The 17,919-nt window shown below is 70.1% G+C and carries 19 protein-coding genes and 1 tRNA gene; 13 read left to right on the plus strand and 7 right to left on the minus strand.

Annotation, left to right across the window (positions count from 1 at the left end; genetic code table 11):
- Positions 1 to 260: 260 nt before the first annotated feature.
- Together VGR06_RS00445 and VGR06_RS00450 are read right to left on the minus strand one after the other, a co-directional pair.
- A tRNA-Ser gene (locus VGR06_RS00445) sits at positions 261 to 348 on the minus strand.
- On the minus strand, positions 349 to 795 hold the full coding sequence (locus tag VGR06_RS00450; RefSeq protein ID WP_327556907.1) for a MarR family winged helix-turn-helix transcriptional regulator: 447 nt from the start codon (positions 793 to 795) through the stop codon (positions 349 to 351).
- 580 nt (positions 796 to 1,375) lie between these two features.
- Here VGR06_RS00450 and ypfJ point away from each other — a divergent pair.
- Complete coding sequence (gene ypfJ, locus VGR06_RS00455; protein WP_327556885.1) at positions 1,376 to 2,296, plus strand: KPN_02809 family neutral zinc metallopeptidase; 921 nt, start codon at positions 1,376 to 1,378, stop codon at positions 2,294 to 2,296.
- A gap of 63 nt (positions 2,297 to 2,359) precedes the next feature.
- On the opposite strand, the gene VGR06_RS00460 is transcribed toward ypfJ, so the two are convergent.
- Positions 2,360 to 3,970, minus strand: a complete 1,611-nt coding sequence (locus VGR06_RS00460; RefSeq protein WP_327556886.1) for a M28 family metallopeptidase — start codon at positions 3,968 to 3,970, stop codon at positions 2,360 to 2,362.
- Between the two features lie 186 nt (positions 3,971 to 4,156).
- On the opposite strand from VGR06_RS00460, the gene VGR06_RS00465 reads away from it, so the two are divergent.
- Positions 4,157 to 5,137: an NAD(P)H-quinone oxidoreductase gene (locus VGR06_RS00465; protein ID WP_327556887.1), complete on the plus strand. Its 981-nt coding sequence runs from the start codon at positions 4,157 to 4,159 to the stop codon at positions 5,135 to 5,137.
- A 48-nt stretch (positions 5,138 to 5,185) separates the two neighbouring features.
- Here VGR06_RS00465 and VGR06_RS00470 read toward each other — a convergent pair whose 3' ends face one another.
- Positions 5,186 to 6,385, minus strand: a complete 1,200-nt coding sequence (locus VGR06_RS00470; RefSeq protein ID WP_327556888.1) for a cysteine desulfurase-like protein — start codon at positions 6,383 to 6,385, stop codon at positions 5,186 to 5,188.
- Between the two features lie 90 nt (positions 6,386 to 6,475).
- Here VGR06_RS00470 and VGR06_RS00475 point away from each other — a divergent pair, with 90 nt between their 5' ends.
- Positions 6,476 to 7,039, plus strand: coding sequence for a bacterial proteasome activator family protein (locus VGR06_RS00475; protein WP_327556889.1), 564 nt, complete (start codon positions 6,476 to 6,478; stop codon positions 7,037 to 7,039).
- 85 nt (positions 7,040 to 7,124) lie between these two features.
- Here VGR06_RS00475 and VGR06_RS00480 read toward each other — a convergent pair whose 3' ends face one another.
- A complete protein-coding gene (locus VGR06_RS00480) occupies positions 7,125 to 7,343 on the minus strand; it encodes a hypothetical protein (protein ID WP_327556890.1) in 219 nt (72 codons plus the stop codon).
- A gap of 295 nt (positions 7,344 to 7,638) precedes the next feature.
- Here VGR06_RS00480 and VGR06_RS00485 point away from each other — a divergent pair, with 295 nt between their 5' ends.
- Genes VGR06_RS00485 through VGR06_RS00495 form a run of 3 tightly spaced genes read left to right on the plus strand, consistent with a single transcriptional unit; the run spans position 7,639 to position 10,277 of the window.
- Positions 7,639 to 8,538, plus strand: a complete 900-nt coding sequence (locus VGR06_RS00485; RefSeq protein ID WP_327556908.1) for an ABC transporter permease — start codon at positions 7,639 to 7,641, stop codon at positions 8,536 to 8,538.
- 15 nt (positions 8,539 to 8,553) lie between these two features.
- Positions 8,554 to 9,372 (plus strand): ABC transporter ATP-binding protein, encoded by an 819-nt coding sequence (locus tag VGR06_RS00490; RefSeq protein WP_327556909.1) that lies wholly within the window; start codon positions 8,554 to 8,556, stop codon positions 9,370 to 9,372.
- Complete coding sequence (locus VGR06_RS00495; RefSeq protein ID WP_327556891.1) at positions 9,372 to 10,277, plus strand: glycosyltransferase family 2 protein; 906 nt, start codon at positions 9,372 to 9,374, stop codon at positions 10,275 to 10,277. Before VGR06_RS00490 ends, VGR06_RS00495 begins: the two co-directional genes overlap by 1 nt.
- A 706-nt stretch (positions 10,278 to 10,983) precedes the next feature.
- Here VGR06_RS00495 and VGR06_RS00500 read toward each other — a convergent pair.
- Both VGR06_RS00500 and VGR06_RS00505 read right to left on the minus strand, forming a co-directional pair.
- Positions 10,984 to 11,586, minus strand: coding sequence for a class I SAM-dependent methyltransferase (locus tag VGR06_RS00500; RefSeq protein WP_414637117.1), 603 nt, complete (start codon positions 11,584 to 11,586; stop codon positions 10,984 to 10,986).
- Positions 11,583 to 12,107, minus strand: a complete 525-nt coding sequence (locus VGR06_RS00505; protein WP_327556892.1) for a DUF6817 domain-containing protein — start codon at positions 12,105 to 12,107, stop codon at positions 11,583 to 11,585. The genes VGR06_RS00500 and VGR06_RS00505 overlap by 4 nt, the downstream gene beginning before the upstream one ends.
- 63 nt (positions 12,108 to 12,170) lie before the next feature.
- On the opposite strand from VGR06_RS00505, the gene VGR06_RS00510 reads away from it, so the two are divergent.
- From VGR06_RS00510 to VGR06_RS00540, 7 genes are all read left to right on the plus strand, one after another.
- Entirely contained in the window at positions 12,171 to 12,440 is a 270-nt protein-coding gene (locus VGR06_RS00510) for a hypothetical protein (RefSeq protein ID WP_327556893.1), read from the plus strand.
- Between the two features lie 83 nt (positions 12,441 to 12,523).
- Positions 12,524 to 13,054, plus strand: a complete 531-nt coding sequence (locus tag VGR06_RS00515; RefSeq protein ID WP_327556894.1) for a YbaB/EbfC family nucleoid-associated protein — start codon at positions 12,524 to 12,526, stop codon at positions 13,052 to 13,054.
- Positions 13,055 to 13,057: 3 nt separating this feature from the next.
- Positions 13,058 to 13,912 carry a WXG100 family type VII secretion target gene (locus VGR06_RS00520; RefSeq protein ID WP_327556895.1) on the plus strand — a complete coding sequence of 285 codons (855 nt, stop codon included), beginning with the start codon at positions 13,058 to 13,060 and terminating at the stop codon, positions 13,910 to 13,912.
- A gap of 11 nt (positions 13,913 to 13,923) precedes the next feature.
- Entirely contained in the window at positions 13,924 to 15,300 is a 1,377-nt protein-coding gene (locus tag VGR06_RS00525; RefSeq protein WP_327556896.1) for a WXG100 family type VII secretion target, read from the plus strand.
- A 12-nt stretch (positions 15,301 to 15,312) separates the two neighbouring features.
- The gene (locus tag VGR06_RS00530; RefSeq protein ID WP_327556897.1) at positions 15,313 to 15,756 is read left to right on the plus strand and encodes a hypothetical protein; all 444 of its coding nucleotides are present in this window, start codon (positions 15,313 to 15,315) and stop codon (positions 15,754 to 15,756) included.
- On the plus strand, positions 15,753 to 16,745 hold the full coding sequence (locus tag VGR06_RS00535; protein ID WP_327556898.1) for a hypothetical protein: 993 nt from the start codon (positions 15,753 to 15,755) through the stop codon (positions 16,743 to 16,745). The genes VGR06_RS00530 and VGR06_RS00535 overlap by 4 nt, the downstream gene beginning before the upstream one ends.
- Before the next feature lie 61 nt (positions 16,746 to 16,806).
- Positions 16,807 to 17,895 (plus strand): ADP-ribosylglycohydrolase family protein, encoded by a 1,089-nt coding sequence (locus tag VGR06_RS00540; protein ID WP_327556899.1) that lies wholly within the window; start codon positions 16,807 to 16,809, stop codon positions 17,893 to 17,895.
- Positions 17,896 to 17,919: the final 24 nt, after the last annotated feature.

A 17,919-nucleotide genomic window follows, 5' to 3' on the forward strand; every position in this document is an offset into this window, starting at 1 on the left:
GCACCGACTGATCGGCCTGAAGTTCAGTTGGTGAGCATCCCTGCGATCGCCGCTCGAGCGTCTCCCAGGTTCAACCCCAAGCCATCTCTCGCCAGCTGAACCAAAGGTTCTTCGAGAGCTCTACGTGGACGAGGGCGGCGCGCCCGCCGAGGCAGACGTACAGAAACCAGCCACGCCGTCCGCCGTCACGACGGCGACCTGCGCCGGCGGATCGAACTCATGGTCGGGCGACGTCGATTACGGGATCATGGTGAGTGCTTTGGCGGAGGCGGAGGGATTTGAACCCCCGGACCCTTGCGGGTCTCGTGTTTTCAAGACACGTGCAATCGGCCGCTCTGCCACGCCTCCTCAGGGGGTAAGGGTAGCGGGGTGGTCGACGTCGAGGTGGGCGAGGACGCGTTCGAAGATGGTGGTGAGGGCTTCCTGCTCGGCGGGGGTGAGGAGGTCGATGAGGTGGCGGCGGACGCCGGCGACGTGGGTGGGGGCGGCGGCGGTGAGGGCGCGCATGCCGGCGTCGGTGAGCTCGGCGATGACGCCGCGGGCGTCGTCGGGGCAGGTGGCGCGGCGGACCAGGCCGGCTTTCTCCAGGCGGGAGATCTGGTGGGAGAGGCGGCTCTTTGACGACGCTGTGCGGCCGGCCAGTTCGGTCATGCGCATGCGGCGGCCGTCGCGTTCGGAAAGTTGGACCAGGACCTCGTAGTCGGCGATGGTGAGGTCGTGGGCCTCCTGCAGTTCGCGGTGGAGCTGCCGGCGCATGAGCTCGGTGCCGATGATGTAGGCGCGCCAGGCTCGCATCTCGGTGGGGTTGAGCCACCGGGGCCCGGTTCCTGGGGAGGTCACCTGACAAGGCTAGGCGGTAACCCACACGCCTCTCTTGATTACCTGACGGGGCGGCGCGGTAGGCGGTCCGCTTCGGACTGTGAAGGCGGATTTCACCAGTTCAGGAGGGTTGTGACCGGCCCCACACAGGAGCATATTGGGGACGGAACGGCTGGCCAGGAGCGACACGGAGCACCAGCCCGGGGTGCCCGGTCGCCACTGCCCGCCGGGAGAGGTCAGGTGGTGCCGTGGTTGAGCAGAACACCGCCGTGGTGGCCGGCGATCAGCTGCAACCCCGCGGCTGAGCCGACAGCATCGGCCCAGCCGTGACTGAGAGCGGCAGGTAGCCGGGTCCTCGAAAGTGCACACGTGCGCCCACGCATCTCCCGTGCACGACGACGATGTTGAACCCCGCGTCGGGGTGTCTCGAGACGCCGCCGGTGGGGCTCCACGCCGGCCCGGTTCACCGGCCGGCCACCGCGGAAGCGATCACCCGGGTGCGGCCGCCCACGAACGGCGCCGCACCCGGGTGCGTCCTGCCCTAAGGTTTCACACCGTGGAGTTCAACGAAGACGTATCGCTGGATACCTCCCAGGTTGAGGACCTGCGGGGGGCGGGCGGCGGGGGCGGCTTCGGTCCCCGGATCGCCCTGGGCGGCGGGGGACTCGGGATCGTCGGCCTGCTCATCTACTTCGTGCTGAACCAGTTCGGCGGCGTCGGCGGCGGGTTGCCGGCGTCCACCTCGGGTGTCGGCAACGGCCAGCAGGTCAACAACTCCGACCTGCAGAGCGAGTGCAAGACCGGCAAGGACGCCAACACCAACCACGACTGCGCCATCGTGGCGTTCGTCAACTCGATCCAGGGCTACTGGGACGACCAGTTCGCCCGGTCCAACCTGACCTACAAGCCCGCGGTGACGAACTTCTTCCGCGGCGGCGTGCGCACCGGCTGCGGCAGCGCCACCTCCGACACCGGCCCGTTCTACTGCCCCGCGGACTCCGAGGTGTACATCGACCTGTCCTTCTACGAGGAGCTCAAGACCCGGTTCGGCACCCAGGGCGGCGCGTTCGCCGAGGCCTACGTGCTGGCCCACGAGTACGGCCACCACGTGCAGAACCTGCTCGGCACGAGCAACCGGGTCAAGGAGGGCAGTGGCCCGGCCTCCGACTCGGTGCGGCTGGAGCTGCAGGCCGACTGCTACGCCGGGGTGTGGGCCAAGCACGCCACCACGGCGCCGTCGTCCAAGGGCGGCAAACCGTTGATCCGCAACGTCTCCGACGCGGACATCCGGAACGCGCTGGACACCGCGTCCAAGATCGGCGACGACTACATCCAGAAGGAGCTCGGCGGCGGCCGGGTGGACCCGAGCCAGTTCACCCACGGCACGTCGGCGCAGCGGCAGAAGTGGTTCAACACCGGGCTGCAGAGCGGGAACCCCAACTCCTGCAACACGTTCGACACCAGCAACTTGGGGTGAACGCACTGAATGCCTCATTCAGTGCGGTGGACGCAGTGAATGAGGCATTCAGTGCAGTCGGGGCTAGGAGACCGCGAGGTCGTGGTCGTCGTGCGCCGCGGTCTTCCCGGCCTTGATCGTCTTCACGGTCGCCGCGAACCGGGCCTTGGCGCTGGTCGACTTCGCCTTGGCCAGCTTGGCCACGCTGACGCTCTCGCTGCCGTCCTCATCGCCCGGCGGGACACCGTTGACGTCCTCGGTGCTGATCGCGTACGTGCCGAGCACGAAGGCGATCGCGTCGGCGTTGCTGTCCAGCACCGTGCGGTCCAGGTTGCCCAGGTTGTCGCAGGCCATGTGGTAGCACGCGTCGTAGGCCATGCCCGCGACGCCGCCCCACTTGGCCGCCTGGTCCTCGGTCTTGAAGCCCTCGGCGCCGGAGAACAGGCCGCCGGCCGGGATGCCCACCGCGATGAACTCGCCGTAGTCGGAGCGCCCGGTGAAGTCGGTGCCCTCGGTCTCCACGCCGGTCGCGTTCAGCACGTTGGCGAACGCCGCCTCGATCTGCGCCGAGCCGAACGGGCCGGGGCCGGCGCCGGCGTGGTCGGAGTCGTCGCCGTCGTAGATGAACCGCGCCGCGTTCGGCGAGGCGATCATGTCGAAGTTCAGGTACAGCGCGATGTTCAGCTGCTCCTCGAAGTCCAGGTTGTCGACGTAGAACGTCGAGCCGACCAGGCCCAGCTCCTCGGCGCTCCACCAGGCGAACCGCACCGCGTTGTTCAACCGCGGCATGCCGCCCAGCTGCAGCGCGGTCTCCAGCAGCGTGGCGCTGCCCGAGCCGTTGTCGTTGACGCCGGGGCCGGCGGTCACGCTGTCCAGGTGCGCGCCCGCCATCACGATGTTGTCGTGCCGGCCGGTCTGCGTCTCGGCGATCACGTTGTAGGTGGTGCGCTGCTCGGTCAGCGTCCGGATCTCCAGCCGCACGGTCACCCCGGGCTGCGCGGCCAGCGCCTCGCCGTCGGCCGTGGTGACGCCGCCGATCGGGATGCTCACCGCGGTCGGGCTGTCCAGCCGCCCGCTGACCGGACCGGCGGCGTTGTTGTAGACGATCACCGCGACGGCGCCGGCGGCCGCGGCCGTGGCGGACTTCTGGGTGAACGAGCAGTTGCCACGCTTGACCAGGGCGATCTTGCCGGTGACGGTGAGCCCGGCGTAGTCGGACGCCTCGCAGCCCGGGGTGTCGTCCACGGGAACCACGGCGATCGGCGCGGTGACGCCGCCGACCGGGGTGGACGGGCTGTACTGGATGGCCCGGACCGGCACCGCGGAGCTGCCGACGGTGAGGTTCTGCGCGAGCGTCTGGGTGAAGGTGAACGGGAACTCCTGGCGGGTCACCATGAACCCGGCGGCCTCCAGCTTCGAGGCGACGTACTCGGCGGACCGGACATGGCCCTGGGTGCCGGCGGCCCGGGTGCCGTTGCCCCCGGTCTGGTCGGCGAACCGCTGCAGGGCGATGAGGTGGCGGTTGATGTTGCCGACGGTCACCTTGCGGGCGAGGTTCCGGGCGAGTGCCGGCCCGTCCGGCAGGTCCGACGTGGCTGCCGGGGCGGCGGACGCGGCAGGCACGTTGAGCGCCAGCCCGGCGGCGGCCGCGAGGAGGGCCACCACCGTTCTACGCGTTGTCTTGGCGGACGGCATGTAGGTTCCCTTCATAACGGGAGACGGACGCCGGTGGTCGACCGCCCCGATCCCGATCGCCACAAACCGGCGAAAGACACCCTTTCGGTACGGTCGCACCTGGTCAATACCCCCATTCGTACTGTGTCTTCTTCATTACCTCGATCGCGTAGCGCGAGTATCACCCCACCCGCCTAGGGTCAGGGCATGCACGCGATCACGATCCGCGAACCCGGTGGCCCCGACGTTCTGGAGTGGGCGGAGGTGCCCGATCCGACGCCCGGGCCGGGCGAAGTGTTGATCGAGGTGCACGCCTCCGCAGTGAACCGCGCGGACGTGTTGCAACGGCAGGGCAACTACGCCCCGCCGCCCGGTGCGTCCGAGGTGCTCGGCCTGGAGTGCTCGGGCACGGTGGCCGCGCTCGGCGAGGGCGTGACCGGCTGGCAGACCGGCGATCCGGTGTGCGCGCTGCTCGCCGGCGGCGGCTACGCGGAGCGGGTGGTGGTGCCCGCGGCGCAGCTGTTCCCGGTGCCGTCCGGCGTCGACCTGGTGACGGCCGCGGGCCTGCCCGAGGTGGCCTGCACGGTGTGGTCCAACGTGATCATGATCGCCCGCCTCGGCGTCGGTGAGGTGCTCCTGGTGCACGGCGGCGCGAGCGGGATCGGCACGCACGCGATCCAGGTGGGCAAGGCGGTCGGCGCCATGGTCGCGGTGACCGCGGGGGCCGACGACCGGCTCGCCCGCTGTGCCGAGCTGGGCGCGGACATCCTGGTCAACTACAAGGAGCAGGACTTCGTCGCCGAGGTCCGCGCCGCCACCCAGGGCCGCGGCGCCGACGTGATCCTGGACAACATGGGCGCCGCCTACCTCGAGCGCAATCTCGACGTGCTGGCCCGCCAAGGCCGCCTGGTCACCATCGGCCTGCAGGGCGGGGTGAAGGCGGAGCTCAACATGGGCGGCCTGCTCTACAAGAACCTCACCATCACCGCGACGAGCCTCCGCTTCCGGCCGGTCGACGAAAAAGGCGCGATCGTTTCAGCGGTCACCGAGAATCTCTGGCCGTTGATCGAGGCCGGCGAAGTGAAGCCGATCGTGCAGGAGGTTCTCCCGATCCAGCAGGCCACCGAAGCGCACCGGCTGATGGACACCGGCCCCTTCGGCAAGGTCCTGCTCCAAGTCCGCCCGTAGCCACCGTGAATGCGTCTTTCCTCACGAGGAGCGTGCGGAAAGACGCATTCACCGCAAGTCGGCTACCGCGTCGATGAGCTTTTCCACCTCGCCGGAGGTGCTGTAGTGGGCGAGACCGACCTGCACCGCGCCGCCCACCTCGGCCACACCGAGCGCGGCGAAGACGCCGGCACGAGTGTCGTCGGCGAAGACGCAGATGCCCCGGTCGGCCAGGTGCACGCTGGTGGCGGCGGCTTTGACGCCGGAAACCGTGAAGGCGAGGGCGGGGATGCGGCGCATGGCGTCGCCGATGACCGTCACGTGCGGGAGACCACGGAGCTCGGTGATGAGCTTGGCGAGGAGGCCGGCCTGGTACGACTTGGCGGAGCCGAGGCTGGTGCGGAGGCGTTCGCGACGGCTGCCGCTCGCCGCGTCGTCCAGAGCGGCCAGGTAGTCGACGGAGGCGACCAGGCCGGCGAGGAGGGGGTAGGCGTGCAGGCCGAGCTCCAGGCGTTCCGGCCCGGTGGCGCCCGGGTCGAGCGAGCAGGCCGGGAGACGGTCGAGGACGCCGGGGTCGGCGAAGGCCAGAGCCCCGACGGCGGGGCCGCCCCAGGCCGTGGCGGACACGGCGATCACGTCGGCGCCCAACGCGGCGATGTCCAGCGGCAGGAAGGGGGCGGCTGAGGAGGCGTCGACCACGACCAGGGCGCCGGCGGAGCGGGCGAGCTCGGTGACCTTGGCGACGTCGGGGCGGGTGCCGACGGTGCCGGAGCCAGCGGTGACCGCGATCGCCTTGGTGCGATGGGAGATCAGGCTCTCGTACTGCCACGCGGGCAGCTCGCAGGTCTCGATGTCGATCTCGGCCCAGCGCACGGTGGCGCCGGCGCGCTGGGCGGCACGCAGCCAGGGGGCGATGTTGGCCTGGTGGTCGAGGCGGGACACGACGATCTCGTCGCCGATGAGCCAGCCGCTCCCCAATGCCTCGGCCAGGCGCTGCAGGAGCACCGCGGCGTTGGGGCCGAGGACGACGCCGGCCGGGTCGGCGCCGACCAGGTCGGCGACCGCGCGGCGGGCCGCGTCGACGATCGCCTCGGCCCGCTGGGAGGCGGGGAAGACGCCGCCGGGACCGGAGACCGGGGCGCGCAGCGCGGTGGACACCGCGGTGGCCACCTGCTCGGGCACCTGCATGCCGGCGGCCGCGTCGAGATGGATCCACCCGTCACCCAGCGCGGGAAACAGACCCCGAATCCGAGCGACGTCAAACGCCATGGCCCACACCGTAGAGTGGCAGCGAGGCACCGCGCTTCCTGGGTCCGCCGACGCCCTAGGATCGCATTCCCCTACCCCAGGATGGAGCCGATGAACCAGCCCAACGACTCGGGCGAGCAGCCGCAGCACGTGGTCGTGGTCGGACCGGACGGCATCCCGATCGGCGCCGCCCGCATCCCCGACACGGACGGCGAGTCGGAGCAGCAGGCCAGCCGGGAGGCGGTCGGCGACATGGTCGAGCAGCCGGCCAAGGTAATGCGGATCGGCACGATGATCAAACAGCTGCTCGAGGAGGTCCGGGCGGCCCCGCTGGACGACGCCAGCCGCAACCGGCTGCGGGAGATCCACCAGCGGTCGATCGTCGAGCTGGAGGACGGCCTCGCGCCGGAGCTGCGCGAGGAGTTGGAGCGGCTGTCGCTGCCGTTCACCGAGGGGGGCACGCCCTCGGACGCCGAGCTGCGGGTGGCGCAGGCCCAGCTGGTCGGCTGGCTGGAGGGCCTGTTCCACGGGATCCAGACGGCGCTGTTCGCCCAGCAGATGGCCGCCCGCGTGCAGCTCGAGCAGATGCGCCGCGGCCTACCGCCCGGATCCGGGCTCCACCCCGGCGACATGCCGGACGGTCCGCACCCCCGCGGCACCGGTCAATATCTCTGAGCTCCCACGCCCTGAAAGCCGCCGCCGCGAGGCCAGTGGTGCGGGAGGCGGCCTTCAGGGCACCTCGATACCGGCCGACACCGGGTCAGGAAGCCCGCCAGGTGGCGTCGAGCCGCTCGGCCAGGAGATCGCCGACCAGCAGCAGGCAGGCCATGCAGCGCCGGCCCTCGTCCGTACACGTGATCTTGGCGGTCGGCACGCTGTGCTCGCACAGGGCCTCCCCGAAGTCGCGACCCGCCTGCTCGGTGCGGAAGGCGTGGACCTGACTGTCGTAGCCGGACAGCCACCACTGGACGTCCACCATGCCCCGACCTCCGCGCCTGTGGTTACGAGAGCTCTACTGCACAGTAGACAGGACCGAAGAGCGATCTTGCACCGGGGGATGACGCAATTGTTGCCGTCGGATTTTCACACTTGACCACACAAGTGTGAAGGTTAATGACTGGTTAACCACCCGAAATGCGTTCCGTAATTTTCGGAGCACGGAGCGTCTGAGAGCGCTCCCAAGACCCGCGCGCCGGAGCGTGACCGACCCGTAGGTAGTCTGGCTAGCCGTGCCAGCAACCACGGCCGAAGCACCGAGCACCGGGTACGGGCAGATGCCCGTGTCCAGCCGCACCTTCGCCCGCGCGATCCAGGACATCCGCGGCGGGTGGCGGGAAAAGGAGCTCTGGAGCCATCTCGGCTGGCAGGACATCAAGCAGCGCTACCGCCGCTCGGTGCTGGGCCCGTTCTGGATCACGATCAGCCAGGGCGTGCTCGCGTTCGGCCTCGGCGTCCTCTACTCGCTGCTGTTCGGGCTGGACCTGCCGACGTTCCTGCCGTTCATCGCCACCGGGTTCATCATCTGGGGCTTCATCAGCGGATGCCTGACCGAGGGCATGGAGACCTTCATCGCCAACGAGGGGCTGATCAAGCACCTGCCCGCACCGCTGACCGTGTACGCATTACGGACGGTGTGGCGGCAGACGTTGATGTTCGCGCACAACCTCATCGTGTACGCGGTGATCGTCCTGATCTTCATCGGCACCCTGAGTCATCGGTACGCGCTGACCAAGGACGGCAGGTGCGTCACCGACCCACACGCGATCTGCCACCCCGGGCTCGGCTGGTACACCCTGTCGGCGATCCCCGCATTCGTGCTCCTGGCCGTCAACGCCGGCTGGATAACCATGTTCCTCGGCGTGATCTCCACCCGGTTCCGGGACTTCCCCCAGCTCGTCGGGTCGATCATCCAGCTGTTGTTCTACCTGACCCCGATCGTGTGGCCGATCGACCAGCTCTACGCGGGCGGCAACCGGGACTCGGTGGGCTGGGCGCTGCAGTTCGTCTACCTCAACCCCTTCTATCATTTCGTGCAGATCATTCGGGCACCGTTGATCGGTCAGGCCGTGAGCATCTGGAGCTGGGTCGTGGTCCTGGGTATCACCGTCGTCGGGTGGGCGCTGGCGCTGCTCGTCATGCGCAACTACCGTTCCCGCGTGTCCTACTGGGTCTGAGTGAGGCATCTCGACATGGTCAGCATCGACGTCTGGAACGCCTCGGTCGACTTCCCGATCTTCGACGCCAAGTCCCGGTCGCTGAAGAAGAAGGTGCTCGGCAAGGTCGGCGGCAAGATCGGCACGGACAGCCGGGTGCCGATCATCGAGGCCCTGCACGACGTCAGCCTGTCGCTCAAGGACGGCGACCGGGTGGGTCTGGTGGGGCACAACGGCGCCGGCAAGTCCACGCTGCTGCGGGTGCTCGCCGGGATCTACGAGCCGACCCGGGGCGCCTCGCGGATCGTCGGCCGGGTGGCGCCGGTGTTCGACCTCGGCGTCGGCATGGACCCCGAGATCTCCGGCTTCGAGAACATCATGATCCGCGGGCTGTTCCTCGGCATGACCCGCAAGGAGATGGCCAAGCGGGTGGACGACATCGCGGAGTTCACCGAGCTCGGCGACTACCTGGCGATGCCGCTGCGCACGTACTCCACCGGCATGCGGGTGCGGCTGGCGCTGGGCGTGGTGACCTCGATCGACCCGGAGATCCTGCTGCTGGACGAGGGCATCGGCGCGGTGGACGCGGCGTTTCTGAACAAGGCCCGGGACCGGCTGGTGGATCTGGTGAAACGGTCCGGCATGTTGGTGTTCGCCTCGCACCAGGACGACCTATTGTTCGAGCTGTGCGACACGGCGATCTGGATGGACGAGGGCCACATGAAGCTGCGTGGCTCGCTGCGTGAGGTGATCACGGCCTACAAGGGCCGTGATCCGTTGCCCCACCTGCCGCCGGAAACGCTCGAGCGGCTGGACGCCTCGCCGGCGCTCAGCACGAACAGCGGCGACGCCTGATGGTCGGCGCGGAGCCGCTGCCGGCGGGTGCGGTGGTGGCCGTGCTGGTCACCCGGCACCGGCGGGAGCTGCTCGCGGGCTCGCTGAAGATGATCGCCGCGCAGACCCGCCCGCCGGAACACCTCGTCGTGGTGGACAACGGCCCGGACGAGCCGGCCCGCGACATCGTGGAGTCCTGCCCGCTGCCGTCGACCTACCTGTCCTCGCACCGCAACCTCGGCGGCGCCGGCGGTTTCGCCCTCGGCATGCTGCACGCCCTGGCCCTGGGCGCCGACTGGGTCTGGTGCGCCGACGACGACGGCCGCCCGGGCGACGAAACCGTGCTCGCCACCCTGCTCACCGAAGCCGAAACCCGCGGCCTGGCCGAGATCTCCCCGGTGGTCGCCAACATCGACACCCCGGACAAGCTCGCCTTCCCCATGCGCCGCGGTCTGAGCTGGAAACGCACCGCCGCCGAGCTCGGCACCGACTTCCTCCCCGGCATCGCCGCCCTGTTCAACGGCGCCCTCTTCCGCGCCTCCACCCTCGACGTCATCGGCGTCCCCGACTACCGCCTCTTCTTCCGCGGCGACGAGGTCGAACTCCACCGCCGCCTGGTCCGCACCGGCCTCCCCTTCGGCACCAGCCTGCGCGCCGTCTACCTCCACCCCGACGGCTCCGACGAGTTCAAACCCATGCTCGGCGGCCGCTTCCACGCCCAGGACCCGGAAAACGACATCAAGCGCTACTACACCTACCGCAACCGCGGCTACCTCCTCTCCCAACCCGGCCTCCGCAGAATCGGCATGCTCGAAATCGCCCGCTTCGGCCTCTATTTCCTCGCCACCAAACGAGACCCCAAAGCCTTCCTCGCCTGGCTCAAACTCGTCCGCCAAGGCCGCCGGGAGCAGTTCTTCCGGCATTGACGAAAGATCAGCCGACGCGTCGGATGGCGCCGGATTGGAACCACTGGACAAGGGTGACGGCCAGGTGGACGGCGGCTTCGGCTGCTTCTGCTGTGACCGGGATGGTTGGTGTGGAGCCACCGTGGCGATCGGTTTGGCCTTGCCAGAGTAGGCGGAGCATGGCCACCAGCGGGCCGATGTCCGCCGGTGCGCCGGAGGAGTGCATCGCGAGCTGCCAGTCCACGCCGTTCCAGAGACATTCCGTCGTCCGCGACGCGCCACGCGGAACCGCCGCTGGTCAACAGCCGCTCGAGTCCTTGCACCCCCTGCGCGGAAACCCCCTCGGCGAGGGTCGCATCGACCGTGTCGAGCAGCTGTGTGGCATTCGCTTTGCTCGCGAGATGAACCAGCCCATCCGACGGCGAAGCGTATTTCCCTGATGGTCTGATCCCGGTTACGGGTCGGAGGTCAAGGCGCAGTCGTGCCGCGATGCGATTGGCGCGGCCTCCTCCGCCGGTATAGAGGTCACCTCGGTGGAAAAGATCAACCCAGTCGATCAGGGGCTGGGTCAGATGCGCCGGAGCTCCCTCGTAGAGAGCGTCCTCCTCAGCCGACGGTTCGGTGCCACGTTTGCTCAGCGGACGCCAACGTGCCGTGCGTGCTCCAGTTTCACCGCGGGCTGACAATGGTATCGACCGTCGAGTCTTTGGCCGCCGGTCACCGCGATTCAGGCATTGACCCAGATCAGCGAGTACCGCCAGTAGAGGTGGCTGCGGATGCGGGCGCCCGGCAGCAGGGTGCGGGCCTGGGCGCGGATCTCGGCGAGGGAGAGTTGGGCGTCCATGACCGGCGCGGGTGGGCGGGGTTCCGGGTGGCGCAGGGCGGCTTGGAGTTGGCGGATCTTGTTGGGGCAGAAGGCGACCAGGTCGATGCCGAGGTGGCCGAGGGTGTAGCGGCTCAGGCCGAGGATGGCGAGCACGCCGCCGGGCGCGAGGGCGTCGCGGAGCTGGGTGACGGTGGGGCCGAACGGGACGTGGTGGATGGCGGCGATGCAGGAGATGAAGTCGTAGCCCGGGGTGAGGTCGAGGTCGCGGATGTCGGCGTGGGCGAACGAGATGTTCGGGGCGGGTGACCCGGCGGAGATCATCTCGGCGGAGCGGTCGACCGCGTCCACGTGGCCGGCGCGGGTGGCCAGGAGGTGGGCGAAGCGGCCGGTGCCGCAGCCGACGTCGAGGGCCCGGCGGGCGCCGGGCGGGACCTGGCGGAGCAGGAACGGGCGGTAGAAGTCGTTGTGGCTGAAGCTGGTCTTGAAGCGCGAGCGGAAGCTCATGGGAAGAACCCGTCGACGGCGGCGTTTGCCTGATCGCTCGCGTGGACGCGCCAGGCGGTGAACAGGTTGTGCAGGGCGGCGCCGTGTTCGGCCAGCAGATCTTCGTTGTGGGACAGCACGTCCAGCTCGTTGGCGATGGTGAGCTCGACGAAGTCGCGCAGTTCCGCCGGTGCCGGGGTGCGCTCGGTGCCGGTGAACCGGTCGCGGAACCGGGGTGTGCCGGCGGCCAGCAGCGGGTAGCTGTGGCCGCGGTCGCAGGAACCGTAGGTGTACACGATGGACTCGGCCTCGGCACCGATCAGCTCGGTGAGCGCCGGACGCCCGGTGAGGTCGACCAGCGGGTGCGGGAAGCCGTCGGTGCCGTAGGCGGCGTGCGCGAGGCCGGCCAGGCACAGCGATGGGCGGGCACCCCAGGCCTCGAGGGTGTCGCGGGTGCGGCGGAGATGGGCCAGCAGTGTCCCACCGGGATGATCCAGACCGGTGGCGCCGTGGGCCGCCAGGAACTCCTCGACCTCGGTCATCAGCGTCTCCGCCCTGAGTGAACCGACTTGCGCGCCACGGTAGCGCGCTGGTGATGTGCAGGTATGAGCGATTCAAAACGTGCCCTGGTGCTGCACGTCGCCGGCAGCGGCGACCCGCTGGTGTTCGCGCTGTCGGAGAAGGGCGCGAAGAGCCTGATGAACCGGTTGGGCGCGCTGATGAACTCGGGCGGGGTGGACACGCCCGAGCTGGCCGACGGCAGCACGGTGGCGATCAACTTCGGGCACGTGGTGAGCGCGCACCTGGACCAGCTCCCACCGCTGTCCCGGGTGTACGGCAGCGTCACCCAGCGTGGGCACGGGTTCAACCAGTAGATCCGGCAATCCCGCCCACATCGGGCGCCGAATGGTATGACACTCTCCGTCGAGAAGTGCAGGCCATGAGGTGAGGGGTTGCGGTGACGCCCGAAGAGTGGCTGGCGAACTTCGAGTCGAAGATCGCCGAGGTGCAGCAGAAGGCGGCCGAGTTCAAACAGAACCTCGAGGCGTCCGGCGCGACCGAGACGTCGGAGGACGGCGCCCTGCGGGTCAGCGTCGCGCCCAACGGCGCGCTGACCGACCTGTCCATCGACGACGCGGCCCTGCGCGGCTCGGGCGGCGAGCTGGCCGCGAAGATCATGAAGCTGGCCCGCAAGGCGCAGCGCGCGGCGGCCGGGCACGTGGCCGACGCGTTCGCGCCGCTGGCCGGTGCGGACAGCGAGTCGCTCCGGATGGTCACCGGCTACCTCCCTCCCGAGGAGGACGAGGAGCCCGAGCCGGGTGACGACCGGAACGGCCAGAGCTATGCGTTCACAAACGACCCGGCCGAAACCGAGCCGCCCACTCGATCGGGGGAACCGCCCCGCCGCCCCGGCCGTCCACGGTCTGGTCCGGACGATGATGACGACTTCGGCAACGACCAGATCTTCGGCCGCCGGGAGGAATGGTGAGCAATGCCTGACGGTGCCGCGACCTCGGTTTCCCCCACGACCACCGCGACCAGCGGCGCGGGCATCGTGGACAGCTACTCGAGCCTGATCACGTCCATCACCAGCGACTCCGAGTCCGAGGGCGAGAAGTGCGTCGACGTCGCGCTGAGCGCGGCCGGCGTGGTGACCGACACGATCGGCTTCGCCATCGACCCGCTCGGCGCGGTGCTCAGCGCCGGCGTCGGCTGGCTGCTCGAGCACGTCAGCTTCCTGCGTGAGCCGCTGGACGCGCTGCTCGGCAACCCCGACGAGATCAACGCCAACGTCGACGCCCTCAAGCAGGCGGCCGCCGAGATGCGCACGATCGCCGAGGAGCACCGGCAGGACCTGAGCTCGGTCGCCGACTGGACCGGCGACACCGCCAACGCCTACAACGCCAGCATGAAGCAGCTCGCCGAGGAGCTGGACTCGATGGGCATGACCCTCGACGGCACCGCGGCGGTCGTGGGCATCTCCGGCATGCTGGTGACCACGGTGCGCGGCATCGTGTTCGACATCATCTCCTCGGTGATCGCCGAGCTGATCGAGGGCGCCCTGATCGCGCTGGCCTCGGCCGCGTTCACGTTCGGCGGCTCGATCGCGGCGTACTGCGGCTACGCCGGCACCCGGGCCGCGATGACCGCCTCCAAGTGCGCCGCCAAGATCAGCAAGGTGCTCGGCGGACTGGGCCGGCAGGGCGGCCGGCTGGCCAAGCTCGCCGAGGCGATGCAGAAGCTCTCCGACGGCCTCGGCCGCTTCGCCATGGCCGGCGACCTCGCCTACGGCGCGTACCAGGCGGTCAAGCCCTACGACACCCCGGCCCCGCAGCCCACGGCATAGGAGCACTTTCGATGACCGGACGGCGCCGCAGCGGCGGATCGCACCACACCTCCGGTGGCTCGCCCACCACCCACCACGGCGGCGGCAACAGCGGCACCACCACCGCCCCCCGGCATCACGGTGGCGGCGGCAGCGGCGTCGGCACGCACCTCGACGGCATCGACACCATGGCCAGCCGGCTCGACGCCACCCGCGGCCGGGTGCAGGGCGTCGCCGGCACGCTGAGCGGCGTGAACGTCGGCCCGCAGAGCATGGGCGTCGTCGGCTCCGGCTTCACCGGCGCCGCCCAGGCCCACCTGCGCGTCGCCGAGCAGCACATGGCCCGCACCACCGAGGCCGTCGAGCAGGCGCACCGCGGCACCAGGGGCACCGCGCAGGCCTACCGTGACACCGACGCCGCCAACGCCGCCGCGCTGAACTCGATCGACACCACCTCGACCCCGCCCACCACGCACGCCTCGGCGACGACCACCACCACCACCACGCCGTCCGGGAGCACGACGACCACCTCCACACCATCGGCCCCGCCCACCACGAACGGCGGCCCCGGTGGTGGCGGACCTCCGCCTCCGCCACCACCCCCTCCGGGTGGCGGCGGTGCGCCACCCAACAACCTGGGCCACGCGGCCGGGCCGGGCGAGCTCGACCCGCAGTACCCGCGGCATGTGATCAACACCGCGCCGACGTCGACCGACCAGCAGATCAGGGACATCGCCCAGGCCAAGGGCTATGACCCGGACCAGCACATCCCCAAGACGCAGACCCCGACCGACCGGCTGTCGCACGACGACCGCGTCGAGGTGGCCGACGTCCGCAACGGCATCCCGGTCAACCCGGGCGAGGTGATGACCAAGGTGGTCAAGCCCGAGCTCGCCGATGCCCTGCTGCGCAACGAGACCAGCTACGTCGATGCCGACACCGGCAAGACCAGCCGGATCGACCCGGACCAGCTGGGTGGTTCGGTCGCCCGGGGCAGCGACACGGCGCAGTACGACCGGCCGGGCGACTTCCGGGAGAAGCTCGGACTCGACGACGGCGGGGCGGGCTGGTCTCCGGTCAAGGCCGGCGCCGGCGAGGCTTACCAGCTGCGTTTCCCCGCTCCCGACAAGGCGGGAGCGCTGGATGTCAGCTTCGGCTCCACCAACCCGGTGGACGCGGCCGACATGCAGGCCATCGGCGGCTCGAGCCAGCTGCGGGCCTGGAACCCGCCCTTCCTCGGCACCGGCTACACCGACGGCGGCCACACCGGTTCCGGCATGCCCGAATGGATGCTCAACCGGGACAACTACAACAACCGGACCGAAATGTGGGAGGTGCGTGCCGACGGCACCGAGCACCTCGTCGGGGTGAACCTGCCCGGCCGCGGCTGGTTCGACCTGAGGCCCTAGGACTGCGCAGCGATGGATGTCGTCAGGAAGTTCACCAACGGATTCTTCGCCGTTTATCGCGGAAAGCGGTACGGGGCCAGTGGCGGCAACCAGGGGCAGGTCGGCCTGTTCGACGAGGTTACCCGCCAGCAGGTGGACACCGTTCCGATCGGCGACCTCGACGAGTGGTACACCACGCATACGGTGGGCACCTATCTGGACGAGCCGTTCCGGGTGAACGCCGAGCTCGAAAACGGTCAGTACTGGATCTACTACGAAGGCGGAAACGGCATCAAGATCGCCGAGGAATGGCGGACCAGGGAAGAGAGCGAGCCCGAATCCACGTTCTGGCAGGAAGATGTGTACACGTTCATGGCGACCGTGCCCAAGGAGCAGGTGACCGGCGTCCACGAGGTCCGCCAGGACGAGCTCGGGCCATGGCGCGAGGCGCAGGCGAAGCGGGAGAGCACGCAGTGACGCAGCCGAAGGACCTGCCGGCCGGGATCAACGGATCGACCGTGATGCACCTGCCGGTCAAGCCCAGCCTCGCCGGTCTGTACCTGGGCAACGTGGTCGTGCCCGGCCGGTTCGAACCGCACCGGGTGCAGGGGTTCGCCGGGCGCGCGGAAGACACCGCGGGGTTCGGCACCGAAGCCCTCGTTCACGAGTACGGCCTGGACAAGATCCCCGGCTGGGGCCCGACGTCGGCCGTGTACTTCCTGAAGTTCTTCGCCAGCAACACGTTCTGCTTCCGCACCAGCTTCGGGGCGAACACCCGCGAGGTGGCCGCGGACATGGGCACGGCCCGGGTGTACCCGCCGCCGTTCCTGGGCACCGGCTACTTCCCCGGCGAGCGGCACCCGCTGCCCGAGTACGTGCTCAGGCTGATCGAGCTGCCGTTCGGCACCGAGCTGTGGGTCCGGGACGCGGCCGAGAACGAGCGCAGGCTCGGGCTCTATCGCGGCCGTGCGGTCGGTTGGGAGCGCAATCCCGAGGAGCCCGCGTTCGGCGAGCCGGTCTGGTTCGCGCCGCCGGTGCCGCTGCCGCCGCTGATCCGCCGCGGCCTGACCGCCCGGCACCGCGGCGGCGACTTCGACGTGGACCTGGCCGGGCCCGGCAAGCTGCTGCTGCACCCGATGCCCGGCGCGGCCGTCCCCGCCGGCTTCGTGGACAACGCCGGCAGTCCGGCGAAGCTGGTCGACCACGTCGAGCTGGACGAGCTGACGTTCGTCCGGACGTTGTGCCGCTGGAAGGATGCCATCTTCGAGATCCTCGCCCGCAACCCCGAGCTGACCGTGCTGCACTTCGCCGAGGAGGACTTCATCGCCGCGGCGGACCTCGGCCTGACCGAGGTCGACCACCGGGTCTGGCGGACGATCGTGCCCACCGGCGAGCTGACCGACATCCGCCCGGAGATCACCCCCGTCCCGGTGGAGGGCACCCTCGCGAGCCCGCCTCCAGCCTGAGTTCAGCCGCTAGTGTCTTAGGTCTTGCACTCTGTAGTGGATCAGGCCTGAGCGGGTGAAAATGATCGACTGGGACCGGGTGATCGGCGCGATGCTGGCGGGCGCGGTCGGTGACGCGCTCGGCGCACCGGTCGAGTTCCTGCCGATCGACGATATCCGGCGCACCTTCGGTCCGGCCGGCATCGTGGACTTCGCCGGGGCGCACGGCGGGCGCGGCAAGATCACCGACGAGACGCAGCTGACCCTGTTCACCATGGAGGGGCTGATCCGGGCGCACGTCGCCGGCCGCCTGGACAGCGACCCCGATCCGGTGGTGCGCGTCGTGCAGCACGCCTACCAGCGCTGGCTTTTCACCCAGGGCGTGCCGTGGGACCGGGCCGGCGGGGTGTTCGCCCGCGATGGGAGACCCGACGGCTGGCTGGTCGGCCACCGCGAGCTGCACCGCCGGCGGGCCCCCGGAACCGCGGTGCTGGCCGCGCTGACCGCGTTCGCCGAGGGGGCCGGCAGCCCGTCACCGGAGGACCCGCACAACGACGCGAAGGGCTGCGGCGCGGTCATGCGCCTGGCCCCGGTCGCGCTCTGGGCGGACACGCCGCGGGCGGTGTTCACCACCGCGGCCCGATTAGGCGCGCTGACCCACGGCCATCCCACCGGGTACCTGCCCGGCGGGGCGCTCGCGGTGATCGTGCGTGAGCTGCTGCTCGGTGCCGGGCTGTTGTCCGCCATCGAAACGGCGTGCGCGGAGCTGGCCCGCTGGCCCGGCCACCTGGAGACCGATCTCGCCCTGACCGCGGCCGTCGAGCTGGCCGCGGCCGGCCGGCCCAGCCCGGAGCTGATCGCGTACGCGCTCGGCGGCGGCTGGCGCGGCGAGCAGGCGCTGGCCATCGCGGTGTGCGCGGCGCTGGTCGCCGAGGACCTGGCCGACGGCCTGCGGCTGGCGGTCAACCACTCCGGCGACAGCGACGCCACCGGTGCGATCTGCGGCAACATCCTCGGCGCCCTCCACGGCACCGCCGGCATCCCCAAGGAATGGCTGCACGAGCTGGAGCTGCGCGAGGTGATCGAGCAGCTCACCACCGACCTGCTGGCCGAGCTCGGCGCCGACCCACCGTCCACTTCGGACTGGTTCACCCGCTACCCGGGCCGCTGAAATCAGGGGCGTGACGAGCCGGGC

It is taken from the genome of Actinophytocola sp., assembly GCF_036002505.1.
GTDB lineage: Bacteria > Actinomycetota > Actinomycetes > Mycobacteriales > Pseudonocardiaceae > DASYTH01.